Source organism: Aetokthonos hydrillicola CCALA 1050 (assembly GCF_017591665.1).
Taxonomy (GTDB): domain Bacteria; phylum Cyanobacteriota; class Cyanobacteriia; order Cyanobacteriales; family Nostocaceae; genus Aetokthonos; species Aetokthonos hydrillicola.
This window is the reverse complement of sequence record NZ_JAAKGC010000003.1, coordinates 85,554-102,080: the sequence shown is the minus strand read 5'-3', so window position 1 is coordinate 102,080 and position 16,527 is coordinate 85,554. Positions and strand designations below refer to the sequence as shown.

Annotated in this window: 14 protein-coding genes; 13 read left to right on the top strand and 1 reads right to left on the bottom strand. The window is 38.3% G+C overall.

Annotated elements, in window-relative coordinates:
• Positions 1–8 precede the first annotated feature (8 nt).
• From kdsA to G4P69_RS02510, 8 genes are all read left to right on the top strand, one after another.
• A complete protein-coding gene (kdsA, locus tag G4P69_RS02545) occupies positions 9–833 on the top strand; it encodes a 3-deoxy-8-phosphooctulonate synthase (protein WP_208339765.1) in 825 nt (274 codons plus the stop codon).
• Positions 834–944: 111 nt separating this feature from the next.
• On the top strand, positions 945–1,463 hold the full coding sequence (locus G4P69_RS02540; RefSeq protein ID WP_208339764.1) for a KdsC family phosphatase: 519 nt from the start codon (positions 945–947) through the stop codon (positions 1,461–1,463).
• Positions 1,464–1,510: 47 nt separating this feature from the next.
• Complete coding sequence (locus G4P69_RS02535) at positions 1,511–2,788, top strand: polysialyltransferase family glycosyltransferase (RefSeq protein WP_208339763.1); 1,278 nt, start codon at positions 1,511–1,513, stop codon at positions 2,786–2,788.
• An 85-nt stretch (positions 2,789–2,873) separates the two neighbouring features.
• Complete coding sequence (locus G4P69_RS02530; protein WP_208339762.1) at positions 2,874–3,731, top strand: class I SAM-dependent methyltransferase; 858 nt, start codon at positions 2,874–2,876, stop codon at positions 3,729–3,731.
• 9 nt (positions 3,732–3,740) lie between these two features.
• Positions 3,741–4,628 (top strand): glycosyltransferase family 2 protein, encoded by an 888-nt coding sequence (locus G4P69_RS02525; protein ID WP_208339761.1) that lies wholly within the window; start codon positions 3,741–3,743, stop codon positions 4,626–4,628.
• Positions 4,618–5,919, top strand: coding sequence for a glycosyltransferase family 4 protein (locus G4P69_RS02520; protein WP_208348212.1), 1,302 nt, complete (start codon positions 4,618–4,620; stop codon positions 5,917–5,919). Before G4P69_RS02525 ends, G4P69_RS02520 begins: the two co-directional genes overlap by 11 nt.
• Before the next feature lie 3 nt (positions 5,920–5,922).
• Positions 5,923–7,173, top strand: coding sequence for a glycosyltransferase (locus G4P69_RS02515; RefSeq protein WP_243902186.1), 1,251 nt, complete (start codon positions 5,923–5,925; stop codon positions 7,171–7,173).
• A gap of 4 nt (positions 7,174–7,177) precedes the next feature.
• Positions 7,178–8,461 carry a glycosyltransferase family 4 protein gene (locus G4P69_RS02510; RefSeq protein ID WP_208339759.1) on the top strand — a complete coding sequence of 428 codons (1,284 nt, stop codon included), beginning with the start codon at positions 7,178–7,180 and terminating at the stop codon, positions 8,459–8,461.
• On the opposite strand, the gene G4P69_RS02505 is transcribed toward G4P69_RS02510, so the two are convergent.
• A complete protein-coding gene (locus tag G4P69_RS02505; RefSeq protein WP_208339758.1) occupies positions 8,430–9,998 on the bottom strand; it encodes a hypothetical protein in 1,569 nt (522 codons plus the stop codon). The two genes, G4P69_RS02510 and G4P69_RS02505, sit on opposite strands and share 32 nt — an antisense overlap.
• A gap of 551 nt (positions 9,999–10,549) precedes the next feature.
• Between G4P69_RS02505 and G4P69_RS02500 the strand changes: the two genes are divergently transcribed.
• The 5 genes from G4P69_RS02500 to G4P69_RS02480 are packed head-to-tail and all read left to right on the top strand — an operon-like array spanning position 10,550 to position 16,523.
• On the top strand, positions 10,550–11,605 hold the full coding sequence (locus G4P69_RS02500; RefSeq protein WP_208339757.1) for an NAD-dependent epimerase/dehydratase family protein: 1,056 nt from the start codon (positions 10,550–10,552) through the stop codon (positions 11,603–11,605).
• A complete protein-coding gene (locus tag G4P69_RS02495) occupies positions 11,592–12,896 on the top strand; it encodes a glycosyltransferase (protein ID WP_208339756.1) in 1,305 nt (434 codons plus the stop codon). The genes G4P69_RS02500 and G4P69_RS02495 overlap by 14 nt, the downstream gene beginning before the upstream one ends.
• Complete coding sequence (locus tag G4P69_RS02490; RefSeq protein WP_208339755.1) at positions 12,893–14,038, top strand: glycosyltransferase family 4 protein; 1,146 nt, start codon at positions 12,893–12,895, stop codon at positions 14,036–14,038. The genes G4P69_RS02495 and G4P69_RS02490 overlap by 4 nt, the downstream gene beginning before the upstream one ends.
• A 17-nt stretch (positions 14,039–14,055) precedes the next feature.
• Entirely contained in the window at positions 14,056–15,249 is a 1,194-nt protein-coding gene (locus tag G4P69_RS02485; RefSeq protein ID WP_208339754.1) for a glycosyltransferase family 4 protein, read from the top strand.
• On the top strand, positions 15,249–16,523 hold the full coding sequence (locus G4P69_RS02480) for a glycosyltransferase family 4 protein (protein WP_208339753.1): 1,275 nt from the start codon (positions 15,249–15,251) through the stop codon (positions 16,521–16,523). Before G4P69_RS02485 ends, G4P69_RS02480 begins: the two co-directional genes overlap by 1 nt.
• Positions 16,524–16,527 lie beyond the last annotated feature (4 nt).

The window sequence follows — 16,527 nt, the reverse complement described above, 5'->3', positions numbered from 1 at the left end:
ACTAGCTCATGACTCGCGTTCAAGTAACTGATAGCCATTGGATTGGCGATCGCTGTCCACTCACTCTGATTGCAGGTCCTTGTGTGATTGAATCAGAAGAGTTCACACTTTATATGGCACAAGAAATACGCAAAGTGTGCGATCGCCTAAATATCTCGTTAATATTCAAATCTTCTTTCGACAAAGCCAATCGTACTTCAGTCGACTCATTTCGAGGACACACTTTAGAAAGCGGACTAGCAATCCTGCAAAAAGTCAAACAGGAAGTAGATATCCCAGTGCTGACTGATATTCACGAAAGTTACCAAGCCGCGCCTGTCGCTGAAGTTGTTGATGTCCTCCAAATCCCTGCCTTTCTCTGTCGCCAAACTGATTTACTACTTGCCGCCGCAGCAACAGGTAGAGCAATAAATGTCAAAAAAGGACAATTTCTCGCTCCTTGGGATATGAAAAACGTTGTTCGTAAGCTTGAAGCAGGAGGAGCCAAGAACATTCTACTAACAGAAAGAGGAACCTCGTTTGGTTACAACACCCTTGTTGTAGATTTCCGCTCACTTCCCCAAATGAGGCAACTAGGCTATCCTGTAGTCTTTGACGCTACCCATAGCGTTCAAATGCCAGGAGGACAAGGAAATAAATCTGGTGGACAAAGAGAATTCGTCCCTTACCTAGCCAAAGCAGCAGCAGCGGTTGGTATTGACGCTCTGTTTATGGAAGTTCATGAGAATCCAGATACTGCTCTCAGTGACGGTCCAAATATGGTGAAGTTAGCAAATTTGGAATCAATCCTTAAACAAGTTGTTAGCATTCGTGATGCCCTAGAGGGCTCTTAAACAGTGATCAGTGATCAAGGCGTATGGTGAGGGCTTAAACCCAAAGATAAACACATTATTCTTGACTGATAACTGATAACTGTTCACTGTTCACTGTTCACTGTTTTTATCATGAACCTAAAGCCTGATTTTCAAGCTCGTTTATCGCAGGTGAAACTGCTAGCGTTGGATGTTGATGGTGTACTTACTGATGGAGGACTTTACTATACCGAAAGTGGAGAAGAGTTAAAAAAATTCAACGTTAAGGATGGGCTGGGAATCAAGTTAGTCATGCAAGCTGGAATTGAAGTTGCTGTCATTACCACCAGCACATCTGTCGCAGTAGTGCATCGCGCCAAAAAGCTAGGTATTAAACACACGTTCATTGGGATTGAAGATAAATTAACCGTCCTGAAAAAACTCTGTGAGGATTTGAATTTATCTTTGGCTCAAGTTGCTTATGTGGGAGACGATATTGTTGATTTACCAGTTATGCAGGCTGTCGGTTGTCCTATAACAGTAGGTGATGCCATGCCACAAAATCAAGCCTGTGCTTTATATGTCACCAAATTGACAGGTGGACATGGTTGTGTTAGAGAGATTTGCGATATTTTAGTAGCAGAGATAACATCGCACAGTAAAAATGTTTAGCTCTACCCATTTATTGCCTTTTTTGAGAGGGAGTACAGAAGCAGCGAATGACCAATAGTCAGCGTGTTAGACGAATTGTTACCTGTCAAGGCAGTATTCAATTAGTAACTGCCTTATCTGTACTTCGCTATCGAGAACAACAACACAACCAAAATTGTATCTACGAAAACAATCTCGTTATTTATGATCTTTATGCACCTGAAAGCCAAATTGACGAATTTGCCGCTTTTATCAAAAAAATGGCCCAAAAGCTGACTGACTGGCAGTCAATAACTTATATTAAGTCTGAGCAGATCAATGATATTGTTAACAAACTAAACTCTAGTAGTCCCGCTAATATATTCCAGATGGTACGCTCTCTGGTAGGTATTGAATCAGCTGATGAAATTTACTTATCTAGAAACTGGCAGTTTAGCAATCAACTTTTCATCAATGTTTATCAATCAGCCGAAAAAATTTGCTATGGAGATAGTATTGGTCTGTATTTCTCATCTACCTCAAAAGCTTTTTTTGGAACGGGAAATCAACCTAAAGAAAATTCCTTAACTTTGCCAAAAGTGATTTTTAAAAGGTTATCTTGGTGCAAAGATAAAACTAGCTCAATAAAAGAATTTGTAAGAGAGAAACTAGAACTCAAAACGGTACTGGGGACTATAGACTTTGATGCTGGATACTTTGTCTTACCTGATATTCTAGACGAAGTTCCCCCAATGCCAACTATCAAGCTAGACAAAAGTTTCATACTAGATACATTTGAGAAACTTGGAATTTTAGCAGATTCAAACTATATAACTCACTTTCAAGAAAAAATTACTGGTCTTCCAGTCGTTGTTTTGCTGACTTCTAATTTATCAGAAGCAACTCGAATCTCCTTCAATAATGAGATTTTTGCCTATCGAGAATTCTTACTCTCTCAAAAAATCGAACAAAATACAGTCCTAGTGATCAAGCCTCATCCTAGAGATAACATAAATAAAATTGAAAAATTAAAGCATAATCTATCTGATATTTTTTCTAAAATCGTAGTGCTATCAGAACCGGAAATGTTTTATATACCGTTTGAAATTTTCTTTTTAAAGGCTTTTTTTTCGAGAGATTTAAAACTTAAGGATAATATTAGAATTTTTGCTGTTAGTTCTGCTTGTATCTCCCTCAAGTTACTATTTTCTGTTCCTAGTGTAGTTGGCTTTGGTGACGAAATTACAACTCGATTGTTTAATGAAAATTTCGTAGATGGTAGACTAGCTCACGAACATGCTCTTAGAGCAGCAGTTGAAAATCTTGAAACTAAGAATGGTTCTACTACCACAACAGGACAAAATTAAAAAGGAATCTGATTGGTGTTGTAAAAACTCTTCCCTGTTCCCTGTTCCCTATTCCCTGTTCCCTGTTCCCTGTTCCCTTTTATATATGAAATATCTTAATCTCGGTTGTGGCTACCGCTTTCATCCTAAATGGACTAACGTTGATTTTACCTCAACAGGAGAAGGTGTCATTGCCCATAACCTCACTCAAGGTATCCCGTTTCCCGATAATTTCTTTCACGTCGTCTATCATTCCCACGTTCTGGAACATTTTTCTAAGGGATCAGCTAAAGCATTTATTGAGGAGTGCTATCGTGTTTTGCATCCTCAAGGGATTTTAAGAGTTGTGGTTCCAGATTTAGAGCAGTTAGCTCACGTTTATTTACATGCTCTTAATGAAGCTATTGCAGGTTCTGATCAATGGGCACATAATTATGAGTGGATTTTACTAGAAATGTATGACCAAACTGTGAGAAACTATTCTGGAGGAGAAATGGCAGCATATCTCTTCCAAGAACACATTCCCAATCAGGAATTTGTTCTGACTCGCTCTGGAACAGAAGCGAAAAACTTAAGAGAAATCGGGCGTCTACACCGACAAGCAAATCAAATAGCACCAAAAGCGAAACCTGAAGGGCTTTTAAAAAAGCTCCACCGCTTTGTTGTTTCTCCTAGTTATCGACGTGAGTTACTACTCAAGTTTTTACTGGGTGAAGAATATAACGCTTTACAAATAGGGCGTTTTCGCCAAAGTGGAGAGGTTCACCAATGGATGTATGACCGCTATTCTCTAACAACTTTACTAGAGAAATGCGGCTTTGAAAAAACTGTCGTCCAGGATGCAACTACAAGCTACATAACAGGTTGGGTTGATTTTCATCTGGATACAGAACCAGGTGGGATGATCTATAAACCTGACTCCATTTTTGTAGAAGCTATTAAACCAGCAATCTCACAATCCTGAAAAACTAAAATGTCTAATTCTGTGAATTATCCTTCAATATCAGTAGTCATTCCTTCATTCAATCAAGGTCAGTATATAGAAGAGACTCTACTGTCTGTAATTGGTCAGCAGTATCCTAATTTAGAGATATTGGTAATTGATGGTGGTAGTACAGATAATACAGTTGAAATTTTAGAACAGTATTCCAGCCATATCTCATACTGGCATTCCAAACCAGACAAAGGACAGGCTGATGCAATTAATCAAGGAATGAGTCTTAGTTCTGGTGATGTAGTTTGTTGGCTAAATTCTGACGATATGTATTTACCCGGAACACTATTAGATGTAGGTAAAAGGTTTATTGGACGTACTAATAAAAGTCATCTGATTTACGGTGCTGCCGTGACTATTGACGAGAGTGGAAAAACATTGGATAGCACTGCTCAAACTGGTGCGCCGTTTGAACAATTTAGATTGACTTATCTGGATTTTATTGTACAGCCCAGTTCTTTCTGGACTCGAACTTTATGGGAGCAGACTGGAAACTTAAATATTAAATATAACTATATTCTGGATTGGGATTGGTTCATTAGAGCATCAAAATTGATAGAGTTTGAGTATATTCAGAAGTTTTATTCTATATATCGATTCCATCCACTTCACAAAACGTCTAATGGAGGTGCGAAAAGACGAGAAGAAATTTTAGAAGTAGTAAATAAGTATTCATCAAAATACTGGCAAATTTTGTATTCAGAAGTGAATAGAAAATATCAAATTATAAAGAAACAAAATGATTTAATGCAGCGCTTTAGAATACCCAGAAGGCATTCTATATTACCAATATTGTTTCCAAAAACAATGTCGCTTACTAAGCAAAAACAAGATTTTCAAACTGTTTTGTTAATGTATGGAATTTGAAGTTATAGAAGAGAAGAATTTACTAGATTCACTTAGTATCCTTCATATTAATACCTGGGGTGGAATAGGTGGAGCTTTTATTGCTTCACAACGTCTACACCAGGGGTTACTAAACTCAGGGTTGGGTTCTATTTTAGCTTACGGCAGAGTATTAAATAACAGTGATAGAGAACTCACAAATTCTGAATTTTACAGAAAACTTTATGAAAAAAATAATAAAATAGAAAAAATTTCTATTAATTTTTTTCAAAAAATAGGCTTAAATGATATTGGCAAAATATCAACATTTTCTTTGAAAAATAAGGACTATTTTAATAAGGCAGATATAATAAATTTTCATAATATTCACAGCGACTATTTTTCATACCTTGCCTTACCGGGAATAACAAAAAATAAGCCTGCCATCTGGACTTTACATGATATGTGGGGCTTTACAGGACACTGTGCTTATAGTTATAACTGTTTAAAGTGGCAAAATGGCTGCGGGAAATGTCCTTATCCTGATTCTCAACCATCAATTCAGCGAGACGCAACCCGTATAGAGTGGAAATTAAAAAACTGGGTTTATACCCGCTCGAATATAACTATAGTGACTCCCAGTATTTGGCTTACTCGGGCAGCACAAGAAAGTATGCTCAACCGCTTTCCAATTTATCATATTCCTTATGGTATTGACACAAAGCTTTATCAACCACTAGACCCTTTACATTGTCGGTCAATTCTTGGTATTCCAACAGGGAAAAAAGTTTTGATGTTTGGAGCGCAAATTTTGACGGATTCTCGTAAAGGTGGCAATCTACTATTACAAGCGCTTGCAAAATTACCTGCATCTGTGAAAGCTGAAACTGTGCTTTTAACTCTCGGCGATGGCGGTGAAGCAATTTCTAATGCTGTGGGAATTGCTTGTATTAATCTAGGTTACGTCAGTGGCGATCGCCTGAAATCCGTCGCTTATTCTGCGGCGGATTTCTTCGTTTTTCCTACCCGTGCTGATAATCTCCCACTTGTATTGCAAGAAAGCATGGCTTGTGGTACCCCAATGGTTTCATTCAAAGTTGGTGGTGTTCCTGATCTTGTTCGTCCCGGTGTCACTGGTTATCTAGCTACACCAGAGAATGTAGATGATTTATGTAATGGAATTATAGAACTGTGGGAAAATGATACTCTTCGGCAGCTTATGGGTCAGAATTGTCGACAGATCGCACTTGCTGAGTCCTCTTTAGAAATCCAAGCACAACGATACACCGAGTTGTACCGTCAGACTTTGAAGGGGAGGGGGCATGGGGCATAGGGCATGCCCCATGCCCCATGCCCCATTCCCTTCTTTACAAAAGAGGCTAAAAATTTGAAAACTATTGCTTTATTTGACTACCTTAGTAATGGTCATCACCTTGCTTACATCAGGCTATTTAGCAAAACTTTTCTAGAGATGGGTTATCAAGTGATAGCTTTCTTTCCAGAACCAGATGAAATTAGTAAATGGGTTGCTTTACATTCTTCAGAACATATCCAAAATTTTCGTGCTTTTAAAGTCCAAGAACCTAACAGACCAGTATTACCCATTATTGGTCAATTACCTCAACCGGTATTTACCTTCTTTAGGTGGATAGATACAGCCGCAGCTATACGAAAAGCTTCATCAAAGATAGGATACACACCAGATTTGGTTTTTTTATGTTGGCTTGACAGCTACCTCAGCAACTATTTAAATCATCATATCATCGAGAAAATTTTTCCTTACGCTTGGTCTGGGTTGTATTTTCATCCAAACAACTTACAATTTAAGCAGCATGTTTTACCAATTCTTAAAACTCCTCTAACTCATTATGCTGTTGCTCAGTCTTCTCGATGCTCTGGTATAGCGCTTCTCAATGAAATTGAAGCTAGAAAATTACAGAATAAAGTTAATAATCCTGTATTTATATTCCCAGATATTGCAGATGAATCATCACCTGATCCAGATTATGTCGTTGCGCAAAAAATTCGCTCCCAAGCTGGGACTAGAAAAATAGTAGGTTTGTTTGGTCTATTAAGCAAACGTAAGGGATTATTAACCCTTTTGGAAGTTGCAGAAAAGTCAGTTAATGAGAACTGGTTCTTTGTTTTTGCTGGACCATTGAATGAAGTGGATTTATCTCCTGAAGATTTTGCAAAAATTAAGAATATAGTGGAATCAAAACCAAGCAACTGCTTTTTTCATTTTGAGTCAATTCCTGAAGGAGCAAAATTTAATGCGCTAATAAATGTTTGTGATGTTTTATTTGCCGCTTATGAAAATTTTAATTCTAGCAGTAACATTTTAACTAAAGCAGCAATTTTTGAAAAGCTTGTTATTGTTAGTGAGGGTTTTTGCATAGGTGAAAGAGTGAAAAACTTTCAATTAGGTTTAACTATTCCCCAAGGAAATGTGAGGAAGTGTATTGAAGCGTTAAACAACCTTTTTAATCTTACTCAGATAAAACCAGACTTTGAAGGCTATAGACGTTTTCACTCTGTTGAGCAGCTACGTAAAGAATTCAATGCTATTTGCCATAAAATAGGTTAGTTTAATGAAAGTTTTACACCTCAGTACTTATGATCTTGTAGGCGGTGCATCTCGGAGCTCTTATCGATTGCATCAAGGTCTAAAAAAAATTGGTGTGACTTCACAAATGCTGGTACAGAGCAAGCATAGTGATGATAAAACTGTTATTGCAACAGAACCAAAGTCAGGGGTGAAAAGAGCGATCGCCAAATCTAAAGCACTTGTGAATGATTTGCCGCTTAAACTGTACCCCCAGCGCAACTCACCGATGTTTTCGGCTCAGCTATTTCCTGATGCGATCGCTCGCAAAATTAGTAAAATTGCTCCAGATATCATCAATTTGCATTGGGTGTGCAATGGATATTTACAAATTGAAACTCTTAGCAAATTCGAGCAGCCTATTGTATGGACTCTTCAGGACATGTGGGCTTTTACTGGTGGATGTCACTACACTCAGGAGTGCGATCGCTATACAACTTCCTGCGGCGCTTGCCCTCAACTTGAGAGTAGCAAAAACAGAGACTTATCGTATAAAGTATGGCAACGTAAACTCAAAGCTTGGAATAACCTTAATATTACGGTTGTGACTCCCACTCAATGGCTGGCTGAATGTGCTCGTGCCAGTTCGATTTTTCGCGATCATCGAGTGGAGGTTATTCCCTTTTGTCTTGATACCAACACCTATAAACCAGTTGATCGCCAGTTAGCACGAGAGTTGCTTAAATTACCTCAAGATAAGCAGCTTGTACTGTTCGGAGCAATTAGTGCAACTAGCGATCGTCGAAAAGGCTTTCACTTGCTACAAGCAGCTTTGCAAAAACTGAGCCAAACTAGCTCGAAAGAAAAGTTAAACGTTGTCGTTTTTGGTGCATCTCAACCTGAAAACCCAGTAAATCTAGGATTTGAGTCTCACTACTTGGGTCACTTATACGACGATATTTCTTTAGCACTAACTTACTCAGCCGCTGATGTCATGATTGTACCTTCAATTCAAGAAGCATTTGGACAAACGGCTTCCGAATCTCTTGCTTGTGGAACTCCAGTAATCGCATTCAATGCAACCGGTTTAAAAGATATTGTTGATCATCAAGAAAACGGTTATCTAGTTAAACCCTACGAAACAGACGACTTTGCTCAAGGGATCGCTTGGGTACTAGAAGATACTGAAAGACACCAAAAACTGTGTGAATCGGCTCGTCAAAAAGCAATAAGAAAATTTGCTCTCAAGTTACAAGCTCGCCACTATCAGTCTTTGTATGCTGACATCCTTAACGGTATCACTTATGAAGAAAAATATAGAAATCTCTAGAGTCAGAGGCTATATTTTTCTTCAGCACATATTTTTTTATGACTTCAAACAGGTTTGCTATCTCAATTGAAAATTGACTATGTGTTTGAAATAGCAATTCATAGTTTTGCTTTAAAGAAGCAAGATAAGATGGGCTAAAAGGTTTAGTAGAATAAGGTGTAACCAGCAAATAATCTCCTGTAGATATTTGCTCAACATTATCAGTCTGAAAAACAGTGTAAGGCGAAGGAGGATTTGCTCTTTCTTGAGAAAAGAGCAAATGGTTATCTATAGGTAAATCAGATTTTAAGTTAAATTGTTGGGTTGTTAACCCTCTATATTCGAGGAACTCAGCAAGACTGTGGTACAACTCAATACCAGTACCTCTACTAACACCATCCAAAAAGATGCTAGCTCGCTGATTTGGATATCTAGTAGTGATATCATGAACTATAAAACTCAACATTTGATTAAAATTTATTGTCTCATTCTTATGAGAAATCAAATTATTAAATCCTTGAGGTAATGTAGTTGTCAGTAGAAACCCAGCAAGAGCAATAACACTCCATCGCCGCCAAGCAGTTAAATTTTTTTCTACTTTGGTGAAGAAAAAAACTAAAGCTGGAATAGCAAAAATATATGCAGGCAGCAAATAATACTGGGAATAAATATGAAATCTAAAAAATACAGATACATAAATTGTTGCAGCCAACAGCATACTATCGTATATTGGTTCAACTGGACGTTTCTTGACTAAAACTTGATAAATACGGCATGCAGTAAAAGGTAATAAACCAAATAACAATATAGGGTCAGATTTCTTATAAAAAGAAAAGAAATTAAGATTATGGGCAACTACTTTATGGGATTCGCTGTAACTTGAAGACGTGTTTAAATACACATATACAATATATATTATAACAAATACAGAGCAACTTATTAAAAGAAGAATATCTAGAATTTTTATCTTCAATTTTGAAGTCTTCCACGAAAATATCAAATGAAAGAAAGAAAAAGTACCGATTGCTAAAAACGTCGGTTCTTTATAGTAAAGTGCAAGATTAGCAAAAATAAGACTGATAAAACCTGGTATTAACGATTGTTTAAAGTTTTTCTCCTCTAAATAGCTAAAATACGAGTATATAAAAACTGCTGAACAAAAGATTGCCCCTCGTTCTCCAACTATAAATCTCGACCATGCAAGGGTAAAGCCTGGTAAAAGTAATAGAAAGAATAAAGTGATAATAGTGAAATTTGTATTATTAGTAATACGTTTTATGATTTTGTAAACTATTAGAGTGAATAAAATTAATTGGAACGCGTTAAATGCCCAGTATAAAGTAGGTGTTGGTGGAAAGAATTTGCTTAATAGATAATATTCCTGAGTATTAAGTGGTTCAAAACGACCGTTTTCATTATTAACAAAAATAAAGCTTTTGCCAATTTGTATGGTATTCAAAAATACATGATCATCAATTATCCAAAATTGAGGATTAATAATCAAAAAACAAGCATACGCTACCAGAGAGATGCAAAACAGAAGTTTAACAGTGTTCATAATTTTCACAACAGAGATTTAAGAGAGAACTATCATCATCTTCTTTATGGCTTCGGTTTAGGCTATTAATGGTAGAAACCTGTTTCCCTGAATTTTGAATAGATTCTTATTCTACAAGACTGTACTTGGTATAGTTTGTAAAAATTTTTATACCTAATTAAGATTTTTTCGGTCAACGCCAGACTCAAGCAACACACGAGACGCGAAGAATCTTGGACACGAAGACGCGCTTAATTTTTTACGTGGAGATTCTTTTACAGAGGGCGTCGAAAATTAACTCCTCTTGGAGAAGGTTACGGAGCAATGGCACTCTTGTAAAGGTGAAACTGTTGGCAGGACTGGCTCTCCTACACCTAACACCCTGTTTATTGTCTATAAAAGTTACGCTAGAAAATCAGGAATATTCCTGATAGCAGGATTGTGTCAAGAAGTAGTTATCTGGGTAGGAGCTGTGTAGCGCTTTGACTGTTAGCTTTTTAGGCAGCAGTCAACTATCAACCTTTAACGTACCTCGAAGTTATCGTCTTTGAAGTCCAGTAGGAAAAAGCAACATGAAAGTACTAGTTACAGGCTCAAGTGGTTTAATTGGCTCCGAAGCTGTTACATACTACGACAGAGAGGGTCATCATGTTATTGGTGTAGATAACAACATGCGTGCTAACTTCTTTGGCGCTCCAGGAGACACAACTTGGAACCTTAACCGTCTCAAAGAAACTACGAAGCATTTTGAACATCACAATATTGACATTCGCGATCGCCAAAGCCTCTTTGAATTATTTGAACAAAATGCCTTTGACTTAGTGATACACTGTGCTGCTCAACCCTCTCACGATAAAGCTTGTCAAATTCCCCTGTTAGACTTTGAAGTTAACGCTCTAGGGACTGTGAATTTACTAGAAGCAACTCGACAGTTCTGTCCTGATGCAGTCTTTATTCACATGAGTACCAACAAAGTTTATGGTGATGCTCCTAACGAAGTTCCCTTGATCGAGATGGAAAAACGATACGACTACGCAAGACAAGAAGATTTCAACGGGATTTCTGAAGAGTGCCGTATTGATAGATGCTTGCACTCTCTGTTCGGTGCTTCTAAAACTTCTGCTGATGTTGTAGCTCAGGAATATGGTCGTTACTTTGGCATGAAGGTAGGAATCTTTCGAGGGGGTTGCTTAACTGGACCTTCTCATTCAGGAGTTGAGTTGCACGGATTTTTATCGTATCTAGTTAAAGTAGCAGTTAGTGGTGGTACGTACAAGGTGTTTGGCTATAAAGGTAAACAAGTACGAGATAATATCCACAGCTACGATGTCATTCAAGCTTTTGAAGCATTTCGACACAATCCCCGCGCAGGAGAAGTTTACAATTTAGGAGGCGGTCGTTCTAATAGCGTATCAATCTTAGAAGCATTTGATCTAATCGAGAGTCTCACAAGCCGTAAGGTAAATTGGGTTTATCTTGATGAGAACCGCATTGGCGATCATATCTGCTACATTTCTGATTTGAGCAAGATGAACTCTCATTTCCCAGAATGGGGGATTACTTTGAGCCTGGAAGAGATTCTTCAGGAAATAGTAGTAGCTCAAGGTCAACATTATGCAGGAGTTTAGTCAGAAAAAAAAACTTGACTTTGCGGGCACTCAAGTCAGTAGTAATTTAAATTCAGCCCAAACCCCGAAGGGCGATCGCAAGATCATGCTGTTTAACCTTTCAACTAGCGGTCATCATCCTAGTTATATCCTGCATCTCATAAGGTTTTGGGGTGAGCATGATTTACCAGGTTCTCTGAATATAGTCGTATCACCTAAGTTCATCCAACAACACACTGATATTGTTGACTTGGCTAGGAAATATGGTCAAGAAAAGGTGAACTTAGTACCAATCACTATTGATGAAACTGCCGCACTTTTACCTCACTCGAATTATTTAAACAGGAAGCTGTATTTTTTCCAAGAGTGGCGATTAGTCTACTCTTATGCTGAGTCGCTTAAAGCAGATCATTGCCTGCTAATGTACTTTGATACAATACAGATCCCAATGGCTGTTGCAAAAAAGTTTCCTTGTTCTGTCTCTAGTATCTACTTTAGACCAACTTTTCACTACAATCAGTTTGATCACTACAAACCAACTTGGAAAGATAGTTTACAGCAGTCGCAAGAAAAACTCATACTATCTTTAGCTCTGCGTCATCGTCAGTTAAAAACTTTGTTTTGCCTAGACCCGTTTGTAGTAAAGTACTTAGACAAATTTAACACTACTGTAAAAAATGTCTATTTACCAGATCCAGTACAGATCTACAATGACACTGCCATAACAACAAAGAAACTACGAGAGAGCCTAAATATTGATCCTTCGAGAAAAATATTTCTCTTATTTGGTAGCTTAGATGGGCGTAAAGGATTACACCAATTACTGGAAGCAGTTTCGTTACTTTCGCCCGATGTTTGTCAGCAAATATGCTTGTTATTGGTGGGACCAATTGATAACAGTGTTAAATCGCACGTCGACAACCGTGTGATTCAGATTTCTCAGTCTTTGCCAATACAGATTATCACCCATAACCAGTTTATTGCTGACCACGAAATTCAAGCATACTTCAAACTAGCAGACGTTATTTTAGCCCCATACCAACGTCATGTAGGTATGAGTGCAATTTTAGTTAGAGCTGCTACTGCTCAAAAGCCCGTTTTATCTTCAAACTATGGACTGATGGGAGAAATCACACGCCGATATCAGCTAGGTATAACAGTTGACTCGACTATACCACATCAAATTGCTCTAGGTTTAGCTCAATTTGTAAATACATCTCCAGAAAAATTTGGCGATTCTACAAAAATGAAGACATTTGCAGAGCAGAATACAGCTGAAAAGTTTGCTAGTGTAATTTTCCAACACGTATGACAACCAAAAAAACTGTTGCTTTTTTTGACCTTTCCATAACCTCAGATAGTCCTATAGGTAGTTGTATTCTCCAAATACTTAGAGGTCTGTGTGAGGAATATCAATTCATAGTGTTTGCAGATAGATTTGAAAATCCAGCACCAGACAAGATTGAATGGATACGTGTACCCATACCAGAAAAGCCAGTTTTTTTACGCTTCATGACATTTAAATGGCTAGCTCCTCAATATTATAAAAAATACCTTTCTTCTAAAGACAAGCCTCAACTAGTCATTGGTACTGATGGAGAATTTGCTAACTGTAATATCTGCTATGCACATTTTTGTCATAAAGCATACCTAAAAGAGCATAGGATTAAGGCTAGCTTGCTCAGAAAAATAGCCAGAGAAATCAATCATCGATTCAACGCAAGTGCTGAAGCTGAGACATTTGCTCATGCTCAAGTCATTGTTGTTCCATCTGCAGGGTTAGCAGAAGAACTCACCCACACTTATGGTACATCTGTTAAACAGAAAATTACTAAAATTCCCAATCCAGTTGAAGTTAGCAGTTTTAGCCGTCCTAGCTCATTTGATGCTGAACCATGGCGCGCAAAACTCGGATTTCGTCCAGATGATGTGGTGTTGATATTTGTAGCTTTAGGTGATTTTGAGCGTAAAGGTCTAAAGTTGTTACTTCAAGCTCTAGCAAATATTAGAGATGCTACCACGAAACTATTGGTTGTGGGTGGTTCTCAACATGAGGTTAGAGAATACGAACTGATTCGGGATCAATTAAATTTGTCAGATAGCGTTGTGTTTGTAGGTTTTCAGACGGATGTCCGTCCTTTTCTATGGCTATCTGATTTATTTGTTTTTCCCTCTAATTATGAAACTTTTTCGTTGGTCACTTTCCAAGCAGCCGTTGCTGGTTTACCAGTTATGGTTACTAACCTTTACGGTGTTGAAGAGTTTTTAGAGGATAAGGTAAATGGCTGGTTAGTTGAGCGGGATACGATGGTGATCGCACAAGCGTTGAAAACTGTACTCGAAAATAGAGACAAGCTACCTCAAATAGGTGCTGCTGCAAATGCTACAGCTTCTAAATACAATAAATCTATTTTTGTCGAGCGTTGGCGCTTACTTTTAGAGTCACTTATATAGAAAAGTATTTAGTAATTATGATTACTACACCTACCTTAGAAAAAAAATTAGAAAAAGTCACAGATCATCCTCGTATTGCGTGGCTTTTGCCTTCTATGGAAGGAGCAAGTTACTGGCATCCTTTATTCAGTGAATTTACAAAACTTTTTCCAAAAACAACTGTGTATACAGGTTTTTGGACTGGGTTTGCTCCAGGGTATGAAAACTCATTTGCTGTTAAAGTCGTAGGAAAAACAAAGTTTATAAGTACAACCCAATCAGGAGAATCGTATTCACGAGGATTTATAGTTGTTTCTCCAGCTATTGTTGTGGAAATCCTTAAATTTAAACCGCAATTAATATTTGCAAATGGGTTTTCAATATGGAGTTTATTTGCTTTAATTCTCAAACCAATAACCAAGTGGCGGGTTATCCTTGCTGTTGAAGGGAGCTCACCTAACGTAGACTATCGAAACTCACCACTTCGCTTATTTTTCCGCAGAAAGATGGTTCAGTTTGTTGATGCTCTGATTACGAACAGTGAAGCAGGTAAAAATTACCTAACTGAGATTCTTGGAGCTAAGCCAACCAGCGTTTTTACGAGACCCTACGAAGTACCAACCTCAAAAGCCATGTCAATGGTTTTAAGAGATGTTCAATTAAACCAGGAAGAGTTACAGCGACCTATATTTTTATTTGTCGGACAGTTAATTCCTAGGAAAGGCTTACATCTACTACTAAAAGCTTGTTCCATTCTTAAGCAACGAGGATACAGTAACTATACGTTAATGGTGATTGGTCAAGGAGAGGACAGAGAAAAACTGCAAGATATTAGTCGAGATTATCAGATAGAAGGATCTGTGAAGTGGGTAGGGTGGGTTGATTATAGCCACATGGGAGATTATTTTCAATTCGCAGATATTTTCATACTGCCTACCTTGGAAGATACTTGGGGAATGGTAGTGTTAGAAAGCATGACTTTTGGTAAGCCGATCTTATGCTCAAAATGGGCAGGAGCATCAGAATTGGTGATTTCAGGGCAGAATGGGTACCTTTTTGACCCGCACAATCCTCAAGAAATAGCTGACGCTATGTATCACTTTATTAGTACTCCTAGCTTGATTCAGTCAATGGGGGAACGCTCTCGACAAATGATAGCTGAACATACCCCTGAAGCAGCAGCAAGGTTTCTCGCTGAAGTTACTAATCACACTTTAAGGGGATATGTTTGATGAAAGTTCTTTTATCAGCTTACGCTTGTGAACCAGAAAAAGGTTCTGAACCAGCTATAGGGTGGAACGTAGCAAGGGAATTAGCTAAGTACTATGATATCTGGGTTTTGACTTCAAACTGTCATCGTTCAGGTATTGAAGCAGAACTAGCACACAATCCATTACCTAACTTACATTTTGTTTACTTTGATCCCTTTAGCTGGGTGTTGGATTGGTCTCAGGACAGGAAAACAGTACAGTGGGGGGTGCAGTTGCATTACTATCTTTGGCAAATATGGGCTTATTTTGTAGTCCGAAAACTGCATTCAGAGATTAACTTTGACCTTGCACATCATGTAACTTATGTACAATACGCAAGACCAAGCTTTATTTCACTGCTTCCAATTCCTTTTCTGTGGGGTTCTGTTGGCGGTGGAGAATCAGCTCCCAAAGCTTTTTGGCAGGACTTTAGTTTACGTGGAAAGATTTACGAATCTCTACGAAGTTTAGCCCGTTGGGTAGGTGAACATGATCCGTTTGTCCGTCTGACTGCTCGACAAAGTATATTAGCGTGGGCGACAACTGAAGACACAGCTACTCGATTACGCTATTTAGGAGCTAAAAACGTACAGGTATATCCGGCGATCGCGTTACCGAAAGATGAGTTAGAAATATGTGCTGAACCCACCACCCTCAATAGTTCGCCAGTGAGATTTATTAGTGTGGGTAGGTTTTTGCATTGGAAAGGCTTTGATTTGGGTGTACGTGCTTTTGCTCAGTCAAACCTCAGTAAAGAGGTGCAGTATTGGCTTGTAGGAGATGGAGTTGAACAGCAAACGCTAGAGGAGCTAACTATAGAGCTAGGTATTGCCCAGAGCGTTAAGTTTTGGGGTAAATTGTCTCGCGAAGAAACCTTGCAAAAGTTACGAGAGTGTCATGTCTTGGTTCATCCTAGCCTGCACGATTCGGGAGGAGGTGTATGTTTAGAGGCTATGGCTGCTGGACTTCCTGTTATTTGTTTAGATTTGGGTGGTCCGTCGCTTCAGGTTACACGAGAAACTGGTTTTAAAATTCAAGCCCATACACCCGAACAAGCAGTAAGTGAATTGGCTACGGCGATGAATTGTTTAGCCAAAGATTCAGAACTGCGATCGCGCATGGGACGCGCAGGTCAACACCGAATACGTGAAAGTTTTGTTTGGGAATCTAAAGGGCAATTCTTAGCCAGTGTGTATCAAGATATCTTGAACAAAACTTATCCACAAGCCCCACCGCTCATGTTGGACAAAACCTAGTTTA

Bases quoted from the DNA above. Each gene is read 5' to 3' on its own strand.
- G4P69_RS02535 (WP_208339763.1), top strand. From the start codon at position 1,511: ATGACCAATAGTCAGCGTGTTAGACGAATTGTTACCTGTCAAGGCAGT.
- G4P69_RS02485 (WP_208339754.1), top strand. From the start codon at position 14,056: ATGATTACTACACCTACCTTAGAAAAAAAATTAGAAAAAGTCACAGAT.
- kdsA (WP_208339765.1), top strand. From the start codon at position 9: ATGACTCGCGTTCAAGTAACTGATAGCCATTGGATTGGCGATCGCTGT.
- G4P69_RS02510 (WP_208339759.1), top strand. From the start codon at position 7,178: ATGAAAGTTTTACACCTCAGTACTTATGATCTTGTAGGCGGTGCATCT.
- G4P69_RS02515 (WP_243902186.1), top strand. From the start codon at position 5,923: ATGCCCCATGCCCCATGCCCCATTCCCTTCTTTACAAAAGAGGCTAAA.
- G4P69_RS02530 (WP_208339762.1), top strand. From the start codon at position 2,874: ATGAAATATCTTAATCTCGGTTGTGGCTACCGCTTTCATCCTAAATGG.
- G4P69_RS02495 (WP_208339756.1), top strand. From the start codon at position 11,592: ATGCAGGAGTTTAGTCAGAAAAAAAAACTTGACTTTGCGGGCACTCAA.
- G4P69_RS02500 (WP_208339757.1), top strand. From the start codon at position 10,550: ATGAAAGTACTAGTTACAGGCTCAAGTGGTTTAATTGGCTCCGAAGCT.
- G4P69_RS02520 (WP_208348212.1), top strand. From the start codon at position 4,618: ATGGAATTTGAAGTTATAGAAGAGAAGAATTTACTAGATTCACTTAGT.
- G4P69_RS02525 (WP_208339761.1), top strand. From the start codon at position 3,741: ATGTCTAATTCTGTGAATTATCCTTCAATATCAGTAGTCATTCCTTCA.
- G4P69_RS02540 (WP_208339764.1), top strand. From the start codon at position 945: ATGAACCTAAAGCCTGATTTTCAAGCTCGTTTATCGCAGGTGAAACTG.
- G4P69_RS02505 (WP_208339758.1), bottom strand. From the start codon at position 9,998: ATGAACACTGTTAAACTTCTGTTTTGCATCTCTCTGGTAGCGTATGCT.
- G4P69_RS02480 (WP_208339753.1), top strand. From the start codon at position 15,249: ATGAAAGTTCTTTTATCAGCTTACGCTTGTGAACCAGAAAAAGGTTCT.
- G4P69_RS02490 (WP_208339755.1), top strand. From the start codon at position 12,893: ATGACAACCAAAAAAACTGTTGCTTTTTTTGACCTTTCCATAACCTCA.